This window comes from Saccharibacillus alkalitolerans, from assembly GCF_011090185.1.
GTDB classification, from domain to species: domain Bacteria; phylum Bacillota; class Bacilli; order Paenibacillales; family Paenibacillaceae; genus Saccharibacillus; species Saccharibacillus alkalitolerans.
Window position 1 is genome coordinate 713,593 of the sequence record NZ_JAAFGS010000002.1, and the last position, 18,307, is coordinate 731,899.

The 18,307-nt window shown below is 59.9% G+C and carries 17 protein-coding genes and 1 riboswitch; all 17 genes read right to left on the reverse strand.

Going from position 1 to position 18,307, the window contains the following annotated elements; genetic code table 11:
* Positions 1-10: 10 nt before the first annotated feature.
* The 17 genes from purN to GYN08_RS08705 all read right to left on the reverse strand — a co-directional run bounded on the left by purN (position 11) and on the right by GYN08_RS08705 (position 18,153).
* Positions 11-844 carry a phosphoribosylglycinamide formyltransferase gene (gene purN / locus GYN08_RS08625; RefSeq protein WP_328802909.1) on the reverse strand — a complete coding sequence of 278 codons (834 nt, stop codon included), beginning with the start codon at positions 842-844 and terminating at the stop codon, positions 11-13.
* Positions 841-1,881 (reverse strand): phosphoribosylformylglycinamidine cyclo-ligase, encoded by a 1,041-nt coding sequence (gene purM / locus GYN08_RS08630; protein WP_166273767.1) that lies wholly within the window; start codon positions 1,879-1,881, stop codon positions 841-843. Before purM ends, purN begins: the two co-directional genes overlap by 4 nt.
* Before the next feature lie 668 nt (positions 1,882-2,549).
* Positions 2,550-4,025, reverse strand: a complete 1,476-nt coding sequence (gene purF / locus GYN08_RS08635; RefSeq protein ID WP_166273768.1) for an amidophosphoribosyltransferase — start codon at positions 4,023-4,025, stop codon at positions 2,550-2,552.
* On the reverse strand, positions 4,010-6,271 hold the full coding sequence (gene purL / locus GYN08_RS08640) for a phosphoribosylformylglycinamidine synthase subunit PurL (protein ID WP_166273769.1): 2,262 nt from the start codon (positions 6,269-6,271) through the stop codon (positions 4,010-4,012). Before purL ends, purF begins: the two co-directional genes overlap by 16 nt.
* Positions 6,249-6,938, reverse strand: coding sequence for a phosphoribosylformylglycinamidine synthase subunit PurQ (gene purQ / locus GYN08_RS08645; protein ID WP_166273770.1), 690 nt, complete (start codon positions 6,936-6,938; stop codon positions 6,249-6,251). The genes purL and purQ overlap by 23 nt, the downstream gene beginning before the upstream one ends.
* 5 nt (positions 6,939-6,943) lie before the next feature.
* Entirely contained in the window at positions 6,944-7,186 is a 243-nt protein-coding gene (gene purS / locus GYN08_RS08650) for a phosphoribosylformylglycinamidine synthase subunit PurS (protein WP_018978120.1), read from the reverse strand.
* A gap of 155 nt (positions 7,187-7,341) precedes the next feature.
* Positions 7,342-8,247 (reverse strand): phosphoribosylaminoimidazolesuccinocarboxamide synthase, encoded by a 906-nt coding sequence (locus GYN08_RS08655; protein ID WP_166273771.1) that lies wholly within the window; start codon positions 8,245-8,247, stop codon positions 7,342-7,344.
* A gap of 24 nt (positions 8,248-8,271) precedes the next feature.
* Positions 8,272-9,570 carry an adenylosuccinate lyase gene (gene purB / locus GYN08_RS08660; protein WP_166273772.1) on the reverse strand — a complete coding sequence of 433 codons (1,299 nt, stop codon included), beginning with the start codon at positions 9,568-9,570 and terminating at the stop codon, positions 8,272-8,274.
* Between the two features lie 159 nt (positions 9,571-9,729).
* Positions 9,730-10,947 (reverse strand): 5-(carboxyamino)imidazole ribonucleotide synthase, encoded by a 1,218-nt coding sequence (gene purK / locus GYN08_RS08665; RefSeq protein WP_408015051.1) that lies wholly within the window; start codon positions 10,945-10,947, stop codon positions 9,730-9,732.
* Positions 10,944-11,426 (reverse strand): 5-(carboxyamino)imidazole ribonucleotide mutase, encoded by a 483-nt coding sequence (gene purE, locus GYN08_RS08670; RefSeq protein ID WP_166273773.1) that lies wholly within the window; start codon positions 11,424-11,426, stop codon positions 10,944-10,946. The genes purK and purE overlap by 4 nt, the downstream gene beginning before the upstream one ends.
* 334 nt (positions 11,427-11,760) lie before the next feature.
* Positions 11,761-11,862, reverse strand: a riboswitch (purine riboswitch).
* A 276-nt stretch (positions 11,863-12,138) separates the two neighbouring features.
* Positions 12,139-12,573, reverse strand: coding sequence for a universal stress protein (locus GYN08_RS08675; RefSeq protein ID WP_166273774.1), 435 nt, complete (start codon positions 12,571-12,573; stop codon positions 12,139-12,141).
* Positions 12,574-12,726: 153 nt separating this feature from the next.
* Positions 12,727-13,023: a DUF1294 domain-containing protein gene (locus GYN08_RS08680; protein WP_166273775.1), complete on the reverse strand. Its 297-nt coding sequence runs from the start codon at positions 13,021-13,023 to the stop codon at positions 12,727-12,729.
* A gap of 147 nt (positions 13,024-13,170) precedes the next feature.
* On the reverse strand, positions 13,171-13,773 hold the full coding sequence (locus GYN08_RS08685) for a response regulator transcription factor (protein WP_166273776.1): 603 nt from the start codon (positions 13,771-13,773) through the stop codon (positions 13,171-13,173).
* The gene (locus tag GYN08_RS08690) at positions 13,770-14,957 is read right to left on the reverse strand and encodes a sensor histidine kinase (protein WP_166273777.1); all 1,188 of its coding nucleotides are present in this window, start codon (positions 14,955-14,957) and stop codon (positions 13,770-13,772) included. Before GYN08_RS08690 ends, GYN08_RS08685 begins: the two co-directional genes overlap by 4 nt.
* Before the next feature lie 7 nt (positions 14,958-14,964).
* Complete coding sequence (locus tag GYN08_RS08695; RefSeq protein ID WP_166273778.1) at positions 14,965-15,702, reverse strand: ABC transporter permease; 738 nt, start codon at positions 15,700-15,702, stop codon at positions 14,965-14,967.
* Positions 15,703-15,704: 2 nt separating this feature from the next.
* Positions 15,705-16,652: an ABC transporter ATP-binding protein gene (locus GYN08_RS08700; RefSeq protein WP_166273779.1), complete on the reverse strand. Its 948-nt coding sequence runs from the start codon at positions 16,650-16,652 to the stop codon at positions 15,705-15,707.
* A 316-nt stretch (positions 16,653-16,968) separates the two neighbouring features.
* Positions 16,969-18,153: a GNAT family N-acetyltransferase gene (locus GYN08_RS08705; RefSeq protein WP_166273780.1), complete on the reverse strand. Its 1,185-nt coding sequence runs from the start codon at positions 18,151-18,153 to the stop codon at positions 16,969-16,971.
* Between the last annotated feature and the right edge of the window lie 154 nt (positions 18,154-18,307).

Here is an 18,307-nt window from a genome sequence, read left to right on the forward strand (position 1 = left end):
TGTTCGCTATTCAATGTTCGTTGTTAAAAAGAACGACTTTGCGGCCTTCCAGCTTCACCCGTCCCGCGGCGAACCACGAGACGACTTCCGGGTACAGCAGCCGCTCCGTGTCCTGAATGCGCGCCTGCAGCTCGATCGCCGTATCTTCCGCCATGACCTCCACGGCGCGCTGGGCGATGATCGGACCGGTGTCCATGCCGCCGTCGACGAAATGCACCGTCGCGCCGCTCACCCGCACGCCGTGCTGTATCGCCTGGCCCGCGGCATCTTTGCCGGGAAAAGACGGCAGCAGCGAAGGATGGATATTGATCATCCGCCCGGCGTACGGCTCGACGAGCACGCTCGTGATGAGGCGCATGTAGCCCGCGAGCACGACCAGGTCGATCTTCGCTTTTTCCAGCTCGGCAAGAATGAGGCGTTCGTACGCTTCGCGCGACTCGTATTCCTTGGGCGTGAACACGAAGATCGGCACGCCCGCCGCGCGGGCGCGTTCCACGACTCGGGCCTGCGGCTTATCGCAGACGAGCAGCGAGATTTGCGCGCCGAGATTGCCGGCGCGGGAAGCGTCGAGCAGCGCCTGGAAATTGCTGCCGGAACCGGACGCGAACACCGCGACGCGGTACGGCCGGTCGATGACCGGTCCTACCGGCTGCGGCAGCGCTTCTTCCAGCTCCATGAGCTGGACGGCCGGGTCGTCTTCGAGCGCAGCCGTCGCGGCACCCCCGTCGTCTTCCGGAGCCGGTTCGTTCGGCAGCGACGGCATCGGTCCGGGCTTCTGCGGCACCTGTTCGTCGGAGCCGAGCGGCTCCGCTCCCGTACGGACTTCCTGCTCGCTGCGACTCATTGCGCGTTCCCCGCAAACGTCACGACTTTCTCGCCTTCCGTCACGCGGCCGATCAGATAAGCTTCTTCGCCCGCTTCTTTCAACTGACGGAGCGCTTCTTCCTTGTCGGCATCCGCCACGACGAGCACGAGTCCGATGCCCATATTGAACGTCGTGTACATGTCGCTGTCGGAAATATCGCCCTTTTGCTGCATCAGCTCGAAGATCGGCAGCACCGGCCAGGTGCCGTGCTGAATCTCGACGTTCACGCCTTCCGGCAGCATCCGCGGAATGTTCTCGATAAAGCCGCCGCCCGTGATATGCGCCATGCCTTTGACTTCGATCGATCGGATCAGCTGCAGCAGCGGCTTGACGTAGATCTTGGTCGGCTCCAGCAGCGTCGCGCCCAGCGTGCCGCCCAGCTCTTCCACTTCGTCCGTCAGCTGATAGCCGTGCTGCTCCAGCAGCAGCTTGCGCACGAGCGAAAAGCCGTTGCTGTGCACGCCGCTCGAAGCCAGCCCGATCACCGCGTCGCCGGCCGAGATCGATTGGCCGTTAATGATCTTTTTCTTGTCGACGACGCCCACCGTAAAGCCCGCGATGTCGTATTCGCCTTCCGTGTACATGTCCGGCATCTCCGCCGTCTCGCCGCCGATCAGGGCGCAGCCGGACTGCAGGCAGCCTTCCGCGATGCCCGCGACGATGGCTTCGATCTTCTCCGGCACCACTTTGCCCGTCGCCAGATAATCGAGGAAAAAGAGCGGCTCCGCGCCCTGCACGACGATATCGTTCACGCACATGGCGACGGCGTCGATGCCGATCGTGTCGTGCTTGTCCATCGCGAACGCGATCTTGAGCTTCGTGCCCACGCCGTCCGTTCCGGAGACGAGCACCGGCTCTTCGTACGCGTCTTTGTTCAGCCCGAACAGCGCGCCGAACCCGCCCAGATCCGTCATGACTTCGGGACGGAACGTTTTTTTGACGTGCTTTTTCATCCGCTCGACCGCTTCGTTGCCCGCCGCGATGTCGACTCCGGCATTTTTGTAGGCTTCAGACACAACCGACACATCCTTTATCTTTGAAATTAAAATCCTGTTCGTGGGGAAGCTGAAGGGCGCTGCGGGAGAAATTCGTTCAAGCCGCTGTCTCACCCGAAAAATGGATTGAAGTTTTTATTTGTATTTTTCGGGTTCAAAGGCGTCTTTCACTGAATTTCTCCCTCCGCTTAACAGCTTCCGAACACACATTTTAATTTCCAGATGCAAGCGCCGCTTGCGCCTGGAAATTTTTATAGGGGCAAAGATCTTTTCGACTTCATCCGAAAAGAACAAACTGACAAATCAAGTCCTGCTGCGCAAAAGCCCTCCGCTTGAGAACAGCTTAGGGTCAAGTGCGGCTCGGCTTCTACGAAGCGAGCCAAGTTCAAGACATTAGCAACCAGCGAATAGCGACTTGCTTTTTCGAGAAGAAGAAAAAACAGCACTGCCCTCTCCCCTACCCCAAAACGGGTGTGGATGCGCCGCAGTCAGCGGAGGGTAGAGGGAGCCTGAAGAAGCTAAAAGTTTTCTGTAGGAAAACTGCATCGGAAGCATACGCTATAGGTCGCCTTTGAAATTCGATTCCCACCTCTGAAATGTTTTACTCCAATAAAAGGAATCGAATTGAGACAGCGATCGGAAGGCCCCTCTACCCGCAGCGACCTCCCGACGCATCCACCCCCGTCACCTCAACACCCGCACCCGAACTTTTCCTCCCCGCCGAAATCCACCTGGGTCGGATAATCGTTGTCGAAGCAGGCCATGCACAGCCCGCCTTTATAAGAATCCCGATCTTCCCCGCCTACGGCTTCGATCAGGCCTTCGTAGCTGAGGAAAGCGAGCGAGTCCGCGCCGATCTCTTCGCGGATCTCTTCGACGGTGCGCGAGGACGCGATCAGTTCGCGGCTGTCCGGAGTATCGATGCCGTAGAAGCATGGGTTTTTGAACGGCGGCGACGTGATGCACACATGCACCTCCGTCGCGCCCGCTTCTTTCAGCAGGTTCACGATGCGGCGCGACGTCGTTCCGCGCACGATCGAGTCGTCGATCATGACGACCCGTTTGCCTTCGACGACGCGGCGCACGGCGCTCAGCTTCATTTTGACGCCCTGCTCGCGCAGTTCTTGACTCGGCTGGATAAACGTCCGGCCGGTGTATTTGTTCTTGATGAGTCCCAGCTCGTACGGAATGCCCGTCTGCTCGGCGTAGCCGATCGCGGCCGAGATGCTGGAATCCGGCACGCCGGTGACGACGTCGGCGTCGACGAACTGCTCGCGCGCCAGCACGCTGCCCATACGCTTGCGGGCGGAGTGCAGGTTCGAACCGTTCATGTCGCTGTCCGGACGCGCGAAGTAGATGTACTCCATCGCGCACAGCGCTTTGCGATGTTCTTCCGTGAAGCGGTCTTCATGCAGGCCGTCCCGATCGAGAATGAGCATCTCGCCCGGACGGACATCGCGCACGATTTCCGCGCCGATAACTTCCAAAGCGCACGTCTCCGACGTGAAAATGTACGCGTCTCCGAGCCTTCCCATCGTCAGCGGACGCAGACCGTTCGGGTCGCAGGTGACGAGCAGCTTGTCGTGCGTCAGCAGCATGAACGCGTAGCCGCCGACGATCCGATTCATGGCGTCTTTCGCCGCTTCGACGAACTCTTTCGGCGAGCGGGCGATCAGATGCGCCACCACTTCCGTGTCGCTCGTCGTCTGGAAGATCGAACCGCTCTCCTCCAGCTCGCGCCGGATCTGCGGCGCGTTGACGATATTGCCGTTGGTCGCGATGGCGAGATCGCCGCCTTTATACTTGAACACGAGCGGCTGGGCGTTGGTCAGGCCTCCGCCTCCGCTCGTCGAGTAACGGACATGCCCGATGGAATGACTTCCCTGAAGTCCGGCGAGCGTATCCTTGTCAAAGACTTCTTTGACGAGGCCCAAACCGCGATGATAGTTGAAGTTGACGCTGTTGCTGACGCAAATCCCCGCGCTTTCCTCTCCCCGGTGCTGAAGTGCATGCAGGCCGTAGTAGGACAGGGACGCGGCGTCCGGATGTCCGTAGACCCCGAACACGCCGCATTCTTCGCGCAGCGTGTCGAACGGATCGATCTGATCCGCTCCCTCGTTGTAGTAATCCCCGGTCCAGAGCGGCTGCTTTACTTCATCAGACATGGAATCGCATCCTCCCAGACCTGCTTGAGTGTGTGAATTTCTTCGCTGAGCACTTCTTTGCCGTCTACGGTGATATGCAGCTGGAGACCCGATACGCGTCCGATTTTCACCGCCGGCACGCCGTGCGCTCCCAGTCCGCTCAGCAGCGCGTCCGCGTTTTCCGGTGCCGCCGACAGCAGAATGCGCGACTGGCTTTCGCTGAACAGGGCAAAGTCCGGACGAAGTCCCTCTTCGCCGATCTCGCCCGTATGCAGGCTAACCTGCGCGCCCAGGCCGCCGCCGATGCAGCTTTCCGCCAGCGCGACCGCGAGGCCGCCGTCCGACAGGTCGTGCGCCGAACGCACGAGGCCGCTTTGGATGCTTTCCAGCACGCCGCTCAGCAGCTTTTTCTCGACCGCGAGGTCAAGCTGCGGAGGACGTCCTTCCGTTACGCCGTGCACGACCTGCTGGAACTCGGAACCGCCGAGCTCCGCGCGAGTCACGCCCGTCAGGATGATGACGTCGCCTTCGCCTTTAAAATGCTGCGTCGTGATATGGTCCGTGTCATGCACCAAACCTACCATGCCCACGACCGGCGTCGGGTAGATCGCGCCTTTGGCGTTTTCGTTGTACAGGCTGACGTTGCCGCCGATGACCGGCGTATCCAGTTCGCGGCACGCTTCGGCCATGCCGTCGACCGCTTTTTCCATCTGCCAAAAGATTTCCGGCTTCTCCGGGCTGCCGAAGTTCAGGTTATCCGTGATCGCCAGCGGCTCCGCGCCGGAGCAGACGATATTGCGCGCCGCTTCGCTGACCGCGATGCGTCCGCCCACTTCCGGATCAAGGTAGACGAAGCGTCCGCTGCAGTCCGTCGTCATCGCCAGCGCTTTGCGCGTGCCGTTGATCGTGACGACCGCGGCGTCCGAACCCGGACGCACCGCCGTATTCGTGCGGACCATGTAATCGTACTGCTCGTACACCCACGCTTTGCTCGCGACGCTCGGGGAACCCAGCACCTTTTTCAGCGCGCCGCCCAGTTCCGTCACTTCTTTGTACGCCGTCGTATCGACCGAAGCATTCTTCGCGTAATAAGCCGGCTCGCTCGACGTCTTGTTGTAGATCGGGCATTCGTCGACCAGCGCGTGCACCGGCATGTCGCCGACGACCTCGCCGTGGTGCAGCAGCTTCAGACGTCCGTCGTCCGTCACTTTGCCGACTTTCGCGCAGATGACGCCCCAGCGCTCGAAGATTTCCGTCGCCTGCGCCTCGTCTTTCGGTTCGACGACGAACAGCATGCGCTCCTGGGACTCCGACAGCATCATTTCATACGCCGTCATGCCGTCTTCGCGCTGCGGCACCTGGTCGAGATACAGCTCCAGACCGTTGCCTGCCTTGCTCGCCATCTCGGCGCTGGAGCAGGTCAGGCCTGCCGCGCCCATGTCCTGGATGCCGATGACGATGCCGCTGTCGATCAGCTCGAGGCACGATTCCATGACCAGCTTCTCCATAAACGGATCGCCGACCTGAACCGCCGTCTTGCGTTCCTGCGAGTCTTCCGTCAGCTCTTCCGACGCGAATGTCGCGCCGTGGATGCCGTCGCGTCCCGTCGGAGGACCGACGTAGAACACCGGGTTGCCGATGCCTTTCGCCACGCCGCGCTGAATTTTGTCGTGGTCGATCAGGCCGACGCACATCGCGTTGACGAGCGGGTTGCCTTCGTAGCTTTCGTCGAACACCACTTCGCCGCCCACCGTCGGGATGCCGATGCAGTTGCCGTAGCCCGCGATGCCGCTGACCACATGCTCGAACAGATATTTCACGCGGTCGCTCTCGAGCTTGCCGAAGCGCAGCGAGTTCAGCGACGCGATCGGGCGCGCGCCCATCGAGAAGATGTCGCGGATAATGCCGCCCACGCCCGTTGCCGCGCCCTGAAAAGGCTCGACCGCCGAAGGGTGGTTATGGCTTTCGATCTTGAACACGACCGCCTGGTTGTCGCCGATATCGACGATGCCCGCGCCTTCGCCCGGTCCCATCAGGACGCGAGGTCCGGTTACCGGGAACTTCCGCAGCAGCGGCTTCGAATTTTTGTACGCGCAGTGCTCCGACCACATGACGCTGAAAACGCCGATTTCCGTGTAGTTCGGCTTACGGCCGAGAAAACCGCAGATGAGCTCGAACTCGCTGTCCGACACGCCCATCTGTTTGTAAATTTGCTGATCCGCGATTTGCTCCGCCGTCGGTTCCTTAACGGACATTTGCTGCGTCATGTTGTTCCCTCCAAGCGTTAATGATCGATGTGAACATCTTCTTGCCGTCTGTCGTGCCGAGGATTTCATTGACCGCGCGTTCCGGGTGAGGCATCATGCCGAGCACGTTGCCCGCTTTGTTCGTGATGCCCGCGATATCGTCGACCGAACCGTTCGGATTGCTTTTATAACGGAACACGATCTGGCCCCCCGCGCGAAGCTCTTCCAGCGTTTCCTCGTCGCAGTAGTAGTTGCCTTCGCCGTGCGCGATCGGGATGATGATCTCTTCGCCGGCTTCGTAGTCGCGGGTAAACGGCGTGGCGTTGTTTTCCACCTTCAGCACCGTGTCGCGGCAGGCGAACTTCATCGACATGTTACGGCGCAGCGCGCCCGGGAGCAGTCCGGCTTCGGTCAGAATCTGGAAACCGTTGCAGATGCCGAGCACGAATTTGCCCTCTTCCGCCGCCTTCGCCACTTCGTTCATGACGGGAGCAAAGCGCGAAATGGCGCCGCAGCGCAGGTAATCGCCGTAGGAGAAACCGCCCGGAACGAGAATGCAGTCGTAAGCGGACAGGTCGGTCGCGGTATGCCAGACATAATCGACGGGCTCGCCGAGCACGCTCTCTACCGCTTTGTAGCAGTCGATGTCGCAGTTGGAACCGGGAAATACGAGCACTGCAAATTTCATGGCGCTTAACCCTCCAGTTCGTAGCGGTAGTCTTCGACGACGGTGTTGGCCAGCAGCTTTTCGCACATCGATTTCACGCGTCCTTCGGCCTCTTCCTTGTTCACGTCGCCGAGCTCGAGTTCCATATACTTGCCGATGCGCAGGCTTTCCACTTCGTTGAAGCCCAGCGAATGCAGCGCGCCCTGAACGGCAACCCCCTGCGGATCGAGTACGCTTTGCTTAATGGTGACGTAGACTTTGGCTTTCATGGATATCCTCCCGATTAAGGCCTTCCCGACTCTCTTCCTTCTGCTTAAAAGGCTGACGGAGGCGGGAATGGGCCGTTTTTATAGTGGTATGATGCGCGGCGGGCCGCTTTCGTCCCTGACGGGACACGCTTGAACGTCGGTGCGTATACGAAAACTTAAATGCCCAGCAGGCTTTTGCCGGTCAGCCGCTCGTAAATGCCGAGATAGCGCTTCGTCGTCTCTTCGACGACGCTCGCGGGAAGCGGGTCCGGCGCGCTGTTCTTGTCCCAATCCGTACCGGACAGATAAGCGCGAACGGGTTCTTTGTCCATGCTGTCGATCTCGACGTCCAGCTCGTACTTGTCCTCCGCCCAGAAGCGGGAAGAGTCCGGCGTGAAGATCTCGTCGATCAGGATCGCTTTGCCGTCGACCAATCCGAACTCGAACTTGCAGTCGGCGAGGATGATGCCTTTCTCGGCGCAGGCTTTTCGGGCGAATTCGTACAGGGCGAGGCTTTTGTCGCGAAGCTCCGCGGCCAGCTCTGCGCCGATCAGTTCTTCCATGCGCTCGAACGGAATGTCCTCGTCGTGGCCGACGTCGTTTTTCGCCGCGGGCGTGAAGATCGGCTCCGGAAACGCTTCGTTCTTGCGCAGGCCTTCCGGCAGCGGGATGCCGTTGATGCGGCCGTCCGCCCGGTACTGCCGCCAGCCGCCGCCCGTGATATAGCCGCGCACGACGCATTCGATGTCGATCCGTTCCGCTTTGCGGGTAACCATGATGCGGTTCTTGAGCGCCAGCGGGTCTTTGGCGACCGCGCCGAGCTTCAGCACGTCCGTGTGGACGACGTGGTTTTCGAGCAGGTCGGCCGTTTGCCGAAACCAGTACGCGCTCAGGCTGTTCAGCACGTCGCCTTTGTACGGGATCGCCGGATCGAGCACGTAATCGAACGCGGAGATGCGGTCGGTCACCACGATCAGGTAATGCTCGCCGAGATCGTACAGCTCGCGCACTTTTCCTTTGTAGAGCAGCGGCGCGTCCACCAGAGGTTCGGCGGTGGACAAAGCCTGCGAAGATACGAACATGAATGCTTCCCCCTTTTTACCGGACTATTCGTTCAGGCCGAGCTTCGCGAAGATCGTGTCGACATGCTTCAGATGCCAGGCCGGGTTGAACGCGTCTTCGATCTCTTCCGCGCTCAGCACGTCCGTGATCGCGGGGCTCGCCAGCACGATTTCCTTGAAGCTGCGCTGTTCTTCCCAAGCCTGCATCGCGCGCGGCTGCACGGTATCGTAAGCCGTTTCGCGGCTCATGCCGGCGTCGATCAGCTTGGTCAGGATGCGGCCGGAGAACGGCACGCCGTAAGTGCGTTCCATGTTGCGCTTCATGTTTTCCGGGAACACGGTCAAGTTTTTGATAATATTGCCGAAGCGGTTCAGCATATAGTTGAGCAGCATCGTCGCGTCCGGCAGAATGACGCGCTCCGCGGAGGAGTGCGAGATGTCGCGTTCGTGCCAGAGCCCCACGTTTTCGTAAGCCGTCAGCATGTGGCCGCGGATGACGCGGGACAGGCCGGAGATGTTTTCGCTGCCGATCGGGTTGCGTTTGTGCGGCATCGCCGACGAGCCTTTTTGACCTTTTGCAAAAGCTTCTTCCACTTCGCGGAACTCGCTCTTTTGCAGGGCGCGCACTTCGATCGCGAACTTGTCGAGCGACGTCGCGATCAGGGCGAGCGAAGCCATGTATTCGGCGTGGCGGTCGCGCTGCAGCGTCTGGGTCGAGATCGGAGCGGCTTTCGTGCCGAGCTTGGCGCAGACGATTTCTTCCACGCGCGGATCGATGTTGGCGTACGTGCCGACCGCGCCGGACATTTTGCCGTACTGCACGCCGTCGGCGGCATGGCGGAAACGCTCCAGGTTGCGCTTCATCTCTTCGTGCCACAGCGCCATTTTCAGGCCGAACGTGGTCGGTTCCGCGTGAACGCCGTGGGTGCGGCCCATCATCGGGGTGTTTTTGTAGGCGATCGCTTTGTCTTTCAGAATCTCGATGAAGTTCAGGATGTCGCGCTCGAGAATTCGGTTCGCCTGCAGCAGCAGGTAGCCGAGCGCCGTGTCGACGACGTCGGTCGAAGTCAGGCCGTAATGCACCCACTTGCGCTCGTCGCCGAGGCTTTCCGATACGGCGCGGGTGAACGCGATTACGTCATGGCGGGTCTCCTGCTCGATCTCGTAGATGCGGTCGATGTCGAAAGTCGCGTTCTCGCGGATCTTTTTGACGTCTTCCGCCGGGATCACGCCGAGTTCCACCCACGCTTCGCAGGCGCAGATTTCGACTTCCAGCCATGCTTTGAATTTGTTTTCCTCGCTCCAGATATTGCGCATTTCCGGTCTGCTGTAACGTTCGATCATAAGGGGTATAGCCTCCAAAGGGTAAAGTTTGAGGTTCGCCGCACGCGCCTTGCGCAGGTCCCGCCGCAGCGGCGGACGAAGCCTTCTTACATTATATAGGGTTAAAAGGCCGACGGCCGACTTTCGCGTTTCGACCGTCGGCGCCGCGCCGTCCGAACGTTATTCCGACGGCCAGATGCCGGCGCTTTCGATCCAGGCCAGCGCGTCGGCCGTGTCGCCGCAGAGCAGATTGATATGCCCCATCTTGCGGCCGGCCTTGGTTTCGGCTTTGCCGTACAGGTGAAGCTTCGGGCGAACCGCTTCCGTTCCCGCGCTCTCCGGCGACAGCATCAGCTTATGCACGCCGGCCAGATGTTCGCCGAGCACGTTGACCATGACGACCGGCGTGCGCAGCTCGGGACTGCCGAGCGGAAGGCCGCAGATCGCGCGCACATGCTGTTCGAACTGCGACGTCGTGCAGGCTTCCATGGTGTAGTGGCCGGAGTTGTGCGGCCGGGGCGCGACTTCGTTCACGTACAGGACGCCGTCCCTGCCGTAGAACATCTCGACGGCGAGCAGTCCCACGGCGCCCAGCGACTCCGCGATTCTCGCCGCCAGCCGTTCGGCTTCGGCCAGCACGTCCGCCGGCACGCGGGCCGGCACGATCGAGGCGTGCAGGATGCCGCGGCGGTGGATGTTCTCCGCCGGCGGGAACGTGCTCGTCTCGCCGCTCGAACTGCGGGCCGCGATGACCGAAATCTCGCATTGGAACTTGACGAACTGCTCGACCACGAGCTCCGCGCCCGTGACGGCCAGCTCCGCGTAAGCCGACGCGACTTCGCTGCCGTCGCGAACGACGACCTGCCCTTTGCCGTCGTAGCCTCCGGTCGCGGTCTTCAGCACGCACGGCGTGCCGAGACGCTTCACGGCCGCGTCCAGCTCCGCTTCGCTCTTGACTTCCGCGTAAGGGGCGACCGTCGCTCCCGCCGCCTCCAGCGCCGCCTTCTCGCGCAGCCGGTGCTGGGTCGTGTACAGCAGCCGGCTGCCCTGCGGCACGTACGACCGCTCTTCGAGCAGAGCGGCCACTTCCGCGTCCACGTTCTCGAACTCGTACGTGATCACGTCCGTCCGCTCGGCGAGTTCCGCCGCCGCGTCCTTGTCCGAATAGGCGGCGACGATCTGCGCCGCCACCTGGCCGCAGGGCGCTTCCGGCGCCGGGTCCAGCGCCACGAAGCGGTAACCGAGCGGCGCTCCGGCCAGCGCCATCATGCGGCCCAACTGGCCGCCGCCGAGCACGCCGATCGCAGCGCCCGGCTCGATCATGCGCGCTTCCTTGCGCGCGCCTTCGGCTCCGAACTCCGCTCCGCTCCGCTTCATTCCGTTCGCTCCTTCCGTCATGGCAGCTCCGCCTCCAGCACTTCGCGCTCGATTCTCGCGCGGCGGGCCGCCACCCGGTCCAGCACCGCGTCGTCGGAGACGCCGACGATCTGCGCCGCCAGCAGGCCGGCGTTGATCGCGCCGGCTTTGCCGATCGCCACCGTCGCCACGGGAATGCCGCCCGGCATCTGCACGATCGACAGCAGCGAATCCAGACCGTTCAGCGCGGCCGACTTGACCGGCACGCCGATGACCGGCAGCGGAGTCTTCGCCGCCACCATCCCCGGCAGATGAGCCGCGCCGCCCGCTCCCGCGATGACGACTTTGAATCCGCGTTCGCGCGCTTTCTCCGCGTACTCGAACATCAGGTCCGGCGTGCGATGGGCCGAGACGACCTTCTTCTCATACGGGATTTCGAGTTCTTCGAGAATCTGACAAGCGTGCTGCATCGTTTCCCAGTCGGACGTACTGCCCATAATGACCGCTACCTGCAAAGACATGATTCACTCTCCATTGATCGTTTTGGATGAAAAAAAGTCCGGCATTTCCGCAAAATCGCAATGATCTCTCGGGAATCCGGACACGGGAAGAAACGTCGGGCCTTCACATCCGTTCTCGGGCGTCATTCGTCCGACATGGCGGACGGCGCGTCGAATACGGCCTCAGCAGGCCTCCCGGCACGGGCGCGCCAAGACAAAAACGCGCGTTCCTTCGCAGCCCGGCTCGAGTCGGGCTGCGGTGAAACGGAGTCTCGTTCATAGGGCGTGCGGGAGCGGCGGCCGGCAAGCCGGCGCCGAAGCCGATGGACGGAACGCGCATGCGCGCGCCCGTTACCGGCCCCTTCGTTTGTCCCGTAGTCCGGAAATTTACGGTTCCCGGGTAGATACTGCCGGGCCTTATCCCCGGCTTTATACGGTGCAGTGTTCAATTGGTTCGTGTCGGAAGCGCGGTTGTCACGCGCCCGACTTCAGTTTCAGTTTAACAATTTCGTACATGCCGTGTCAAATTAAAAGCCGAACATTTTAAAAACGTAAAATCCCAATGTTCGTTTTTACACAAACCCCGGGCCGTATAACCGTACTTATAACCGTTTCCACGCTAAATAGCGACCGATTTGTAAAATTTCCGGATACGAAAGGCCCGGCAAACGCATCGCGCCGCCGGGCCCCGTTCCTTCTATTTCTTCGTTTTTCCGCTGCCACGAACGGGCCGTTACTTCACGACCAGAACCGGAATGCGCGACTGCTGCACGACGTTGTGGCTGACGCTGCCGAGCACGAATTCGCGAATCGCCCCGAGTCCGCGGCTGCCGATCACGATCAGGTCGGCATCCACTTCCTTCGCGTATTCCAGAATCAGTACGGCCGGCGCGCCCTGACGCATCTCGATCCGAGCGTCGATCCCCGATTCGCCGATGCGGCGGCGCGCTTCTTCCACGGTCTGCTCCGCAAGGTCGAAAAATTCCTTGTTTACGCTTCCCGGTACCGGCGCGATGCCGTCTCCGACAAAGAATCGCGGATAATCGTAAATGTGCAGCACTTCCAGCGTGGCTTCGGGCGAAGCTTTCGCCAGCGCGACCGCGCGATCGAGCGCTTTGTTCGACGCTTTGGAACCGTCATAGGCCACCAGAATTTTGGTGAACAGCATAATCAAGCACCTCTTTCTTCCTCTCGAATTCGGATTGCATCCGCGCTTGCCGCCGATGCGGCGCCGAAGGCGGATATCCGTCTGCTTTCATTATTACCCTTTCGAAAAGAAGAATCAAACGTTCTTGCTTGCTTTCCCCGCCGGTACGGGCCTTTAGCGGTTAAACAGGTAAAACAGCGCCCCGTATACGGCTATATTCAACAGCAGCAGCGCCGGGACGCCGAACTTGAACGAAGCGTGCTGCGTCTTGTGCCGCTTCGTCCGCATCGCCGCCCAGATTCCGAGCGCGCCTCCCGCGGCCGCCCAAATAAACAGCGTGCGCTCCGGCACCCGGTGCCGGCCTTTTCGGGCCCGCCGCTTGTCCGAAGCCATGATCGCGTAAGCGATCGCGTTCAGCACGATCAACCATCCCGCTAACACGAGATCGATCGCCGGAATGGTTAGAGTCATTTGATTCCCTCATTTCCCGTTACCAAAAGCATGGTTGGATGATTTGAACGATACGGCAGGCGTATGCGGGATTCGTTCCTAAAGCGTGAACGTAATCCCGTTCGCTCGCGCTATGAACGAAAGTTATTCGTTCATGGCGCGAGCGAACTAAATCCAACCTTTTTCCTCCGCCAGCTTCACCGCTTCGATCCGGCTTTTGACCGCCAGCTTGCCGAGCGTCTCGGAAATATAGTTGCGCACCGTCCCGTAGGATAAATGCAGCTTTTCCGCGATCTCGCTCGCGCTGCTGCCTTCCGCGGCCAGCCGCAAAATTTCCTGCTCTCGCGGCGTAAGCGGGTTCTCCTCGCGCATACTGCCGAACACGAGTTCCGGCGACACTTCCCGGTGTCCCTGCATCACGCGCCGGATCGCTTCCGCCAACTTCTCTACCGGTTCGTCCTTGAGCAGGTAGCCGCGAATGTCGGCTTTGACGCCGCGTTCGAAATAGCCCGGCCGCGCAAAAGTCGTCAGGATGACGACTCTGCACGCGGAACCGGCCGCTTTCAGCTTTTCCGCCGCGTCCAGTCCGCTGAGCTTCGGCATTTCGATATCCATCAAGCAAATATCCGGCTGCAGCTTTTCGATCATTCGCAGCGCCTCTTCGCCGTCGCCCGCTTCGCCGACCACTTCGATGTCGTCTTCCAGTCCCAGCAGCGACGCCATCGCTCCGCGCAGCAGACGCTGGTCTTCGGCTATTATAATACGAATCATGCCATTTTGCCTCCCTGTCCGGCTCGGACGACCAGCGGGATCTTTACGCTCAGCACGGTTCCCCGGCCCGGCCGCGAAGCCAGGTCCAGCGTGCCTTCGATCAGCGCCAGCCGTTCTCGCATTCCTTTGAGGCCGTTGCCGCCGCCCACGTTCTCCAATCCGCTGCCGCCCGCTTTTTCTTCTCGTCCCTCGTTCTTCCTGCCGCTCGGCCCGATGCCGTCGTCCTCGATCTTCATTTCCACCTCGGAACCGCTGCGGCGCACCGTAACCGTACAGCTTTGCGCCCGGCTGTGTTTGACGATATTCGTGACCGCTTCTTTCAGGCACAGGCTGAGAATATTCTGGGTCAGATCCGGCACGCCTTCCAGCCCCTCGTCTCCTTCCACATGCATGGCGATCTCCGCCGTGCGCAGCATCTCCCGCGCCTCGATCAATTCCTCGCTCAGCTTGATCGCCCGCATCTCCGAGACCAGTTCGCGCACCTGACTCAGCGCGGCGCGCGACGTCTCCTGAATTTCTCTCGCTTCGTGCTGCGCGCGTTCCGGATCTTTGCTCGCGAGCCGTTCCACCAGCTGGCTTTTGAGCGTGATCAGCGACAGCGTATGGCCGAGCGTGTCGTGCAGGTCGCGCGCGATTCGCATCCGCTCTTCCTTTTTCATCAGCTCGCCGATCTGTTCGTTGGCCGCGGCCAACTGCTCGCGCAGTTCGATCTGCCGGTTAACCGAACGAACGGCAAAAGGCATCATCCCCAAAATAATAAAGAACGGGATGATTGCCATGATGTCTGCCATCTCGAGCGTTCTCGTCGTAAACAGAATAGGGAGCGAACCCAGGATCAGCAGCAGTCCGAGAAAAACGAAGAACGCTTTTTTGTCGCGAATCCATCCGACGAAAAATGAGCAGTAGAGCCCGAGATAGAGGTTGCCGATATCGCCCAGCAGGGTGAAAACGGAGGTCAGGAGCATCAGGATCAGCAGCAGCACGTTGAATCCACGGTCCGTTTTCGCCCAATAAATCTGCCGATAAACGACAACGAACACGGCAACCAGTATGTAGATGAGCATTTTGACCGAATCCGACTTGCCCTGAAGGCTGACGATCGGAAAGATCAAATACATCAGAAAGATATAAGGAACGATTCCGAACTTTTTCGGCAGCCGAAACCAGGTTCCGATGTTTTTCATCGCTTGCTTACACCGCCTCCTGCTTTTTTCTCACATATCCCGATATTACCATAAAAGCGATCAGGTAGCCGAGCAGAATCAGCATACTTACCGCAGAAGGACTTCCGCCCGCCGCGATCGACCAGGCCCCGTCGCCGTAATTGTAGGAAGGCAGCCACTTTCCGACCCGCTGCATCGCCTCCGGCATGATCTCGAACGGCATCCACAGCCCGCCGGAGATGGCGAGTCCCATATACAGCACGTTGCTGATGCCGTTTGCCGTGTCGACTTTTTTCATGCAGCCGATCAATCCGCCCAGCGCCAAGAAAGGCAGCGAAGCAATAACGATCCACAATCCGGCCATCAGCCATTGGGACGCGCTCAGACGGACGCCGTTGATCAGCCAACCCGAAGTAAAGATAACGACGATGCAAAGCAGGTTAAGCAGCATTTGGGCGAACATCTTGCTTGCGGCGTAGACGGCGCCGGGCAGCGGAGTCGTGCGCAGCACGGTCGACCAACCCTGCGTCCGCTCCTGCACGAGCCGGAGACCGAACGTCATAACCGAGGTGCCCATCACGCTGAACGCCGCCATCGACATCAGATAATGTGCCTGCCACTCTTCCAGGTTCGGCATATCGCCGTTTAGGACCCGGGTGAAAATGAAGTAGAACAGGATCGGCATGGCCAGGGACCAGAATACGAAATAAGGATTGCGAACAATTCGCAAGATTTCCGCCTTGCTCTGCATCCACAAACTTTTCATGATTAGATCGCCTCCCGGGTATCGATTTGAGCGTTTGTTCCGTGATTGCGGGTAAGCTGTTCAAAAGCCGCATCGAGACGGCCGACATCGACCCGGATATCCCGGATGCCGAGACCCGATTCGATCAAAATTCGCAGCACGGCGTCGGTATCTTCGGCCGTAACGATGATGCGTCCGTTCGATTCGGTAACCTCCGCTTCGTTCTCCAGCCGCATGCCGAGCAGCCCGGCCGTTCGCTTCTGCCAATCGGCATCCGCCGTCTCCGGCAGGAACGAGACGCTTCGTTTGACCAGCGCGCGCTTGATCTCGTCCGGCGTTCCGTCCGCGGCAATCTTTCCCTGGTCGAACAGCAGAATCCGATCGGCCTCGCTGTCCGCTTCTTCCAGATAATGCGTCGAGAACAGCACGGTCTTGCCCTGCTTCGCCAGCTGCCGGACCTCGTCCCAGAACCGGCGCCGCGCCGTCGTGTCCAGCCCGACCGTCGGTTCGTCGAAGAACAGCACGTCCGGATTGCCCGCCATCGCCAGAGCGAAGCCCAGGCTTCTTCTTTGCCCGCCCGACATCTTCTGTCCGCTGCGATTGAGATCAGACGGGCTCAATCCGCTCAGCTTAATCAGATAATCCCGATCGGCCGGCCTGCTGTAATAACTGCGGAACAGGTCGATCAGCTCCCTGGCTTTCAGACCGTCCATGACGGCAACTTCCTGCAGCATGGCGCCGATGCGGTCGCGGGTTCTCCGGTCGCCCGGCGCTCCGCCCAGCAGGCTCAAGGCGCCTTCGCTCGGTTGAAGCAGGCCCAGCATCATGGACATCGTTGTCGTCTTCCCCGCTCCGTTCGGTCCGAGCAGCGCGGTGATCGTTCCTTTTTCTATCGCGAAGCTGACGCCGTCGACCGCTTTTTTGCCGCGAAACGTTTTGGAGACGTTTTTCAATTCGATTACGGTTGTCATGAGTTTCTCTCCTCCGTCGGTTGGTGTTCGGTGCGTGTTGGCCGCTGTTCTCTATGTATTCAGCTTACCGAAGCGGAGAACATGACAGTAGTATGGGCTGTCACGATTTTCGGATGACAACTGTCACCCGAACGGCAGAGAAGAATTACGCCCATCCGGGCATAATTTGGGGATAAGGGGCGTTCAAACAAGAAAAAAGACCGCAGAAAACGCTCTGCCGTCTTTTTCGGAAGTTATACACATGTGGGTAACTTTCAGAAAACCTTGTTTCTTCTTCCAGTTATCCCCGACATGGGGGTAACCTGTTCAAAACTGTTTAAAAGTAGTCGGGCAGATAGGGCGTCCGCGCGGGAATCAAGACATCCAGCTTTTTCGCGACCGCTTCGGAAGTCTCCATCAGGCCGAAGCGCTGAAGGTCCGGCGGGCGGCGATAGCCGAGCAGCATGGCGGTCAAGATTCCGATGGATACGGAGATCCGCTCCTCCGCTTCATGTCCGGTATCCCCAGGAGTATGAACGGGCTCAAGCTTTCCTTGTCCATCCGGCGAGATCGTCCATCTCCAAACGCCTTCGTTCCAGGGTGCGTCGCGGTCTTCGATCTGGAGGATAAACCGGGACGGCGCATCGGCTTCGGCGAAAGGATAGGCCCGAATGAACGCTTCGGCGTCCACGATCCGTCCCATAAAGTAAGGCTCGATCTCCTGTTTGACCCTGGGGTCGGACAGAAGCAGGGACATCGGATCGTCGACGGGCAGCTTGAGCTGGACTTCTTTCAGCTTGGAGTCGTGATTGACGATAAAATCCCACATTCCCTGCCGGGCCGTCTCGTTCAACCAGATGATCTCTTCGGTGATCCATACTCTGTTTTCGATCTCGTACAGGACATAAGCTTCCGGTTCTCCCGCTTCGTTATAATAGACGGCCGTATACGGGATTCCGCTCATCACGCGGTTCTCCCACCAACTCCGGCTGCGGGTCATCGCCCCGTTATACCGCGGAATGACACGGTCATACACGGACTTCAGCACCTCGATCTCGCGGATATTTCGTACGACGCGTCCCGGAACGTTTTTGCGGACCGGAAGTTTATCCACAGGGATGGAATAGTTTTTGTTGTCGGTAAAGAGCTCCCATCCGTATTTGCGGTAAAAAGCGACCGAAAAAGGATGCAGATAGGACAACAGCTGCCCCTGATTTTTCATTTCCTCGAGCGCCCGGCGCAGCAGCAGGGTAACCATGCCTTTGCGCCGCTTCTCGGGCCAGGTCGCCACTCCGCCGATTCCGCCCATCTTGACCCGCCGCCCGTGCACGTAGACTTCGAGTGGAATCAAGGCCAGCTTGGCGCACAGCTCTCCGTCCTCGAAGGCGCCCCATACCGGCTCGTCCGCGAACCGGGCTCTGCGCTCCTCTTTTTTCTCCTCGCTCAATTTGTATAAAAACGCATATTCCGCCAGCGCGATATTCGCATCGAACTCCGCGTCGGTCAGCCGTCTGATTTCCATCGGTTCGTTTACCTCCTTCGTCTTCTCCGTATCCACCTTCATGCTTCTACGTCGCGGCGGCGAATTCCTGCGAGTCTGCCGGAGTCTTATCCGCAAAAAAGACCCCTTCGCGATGCGGAGGGGGCCTCTGTATTCGGCTTCACGGGCCGATTCG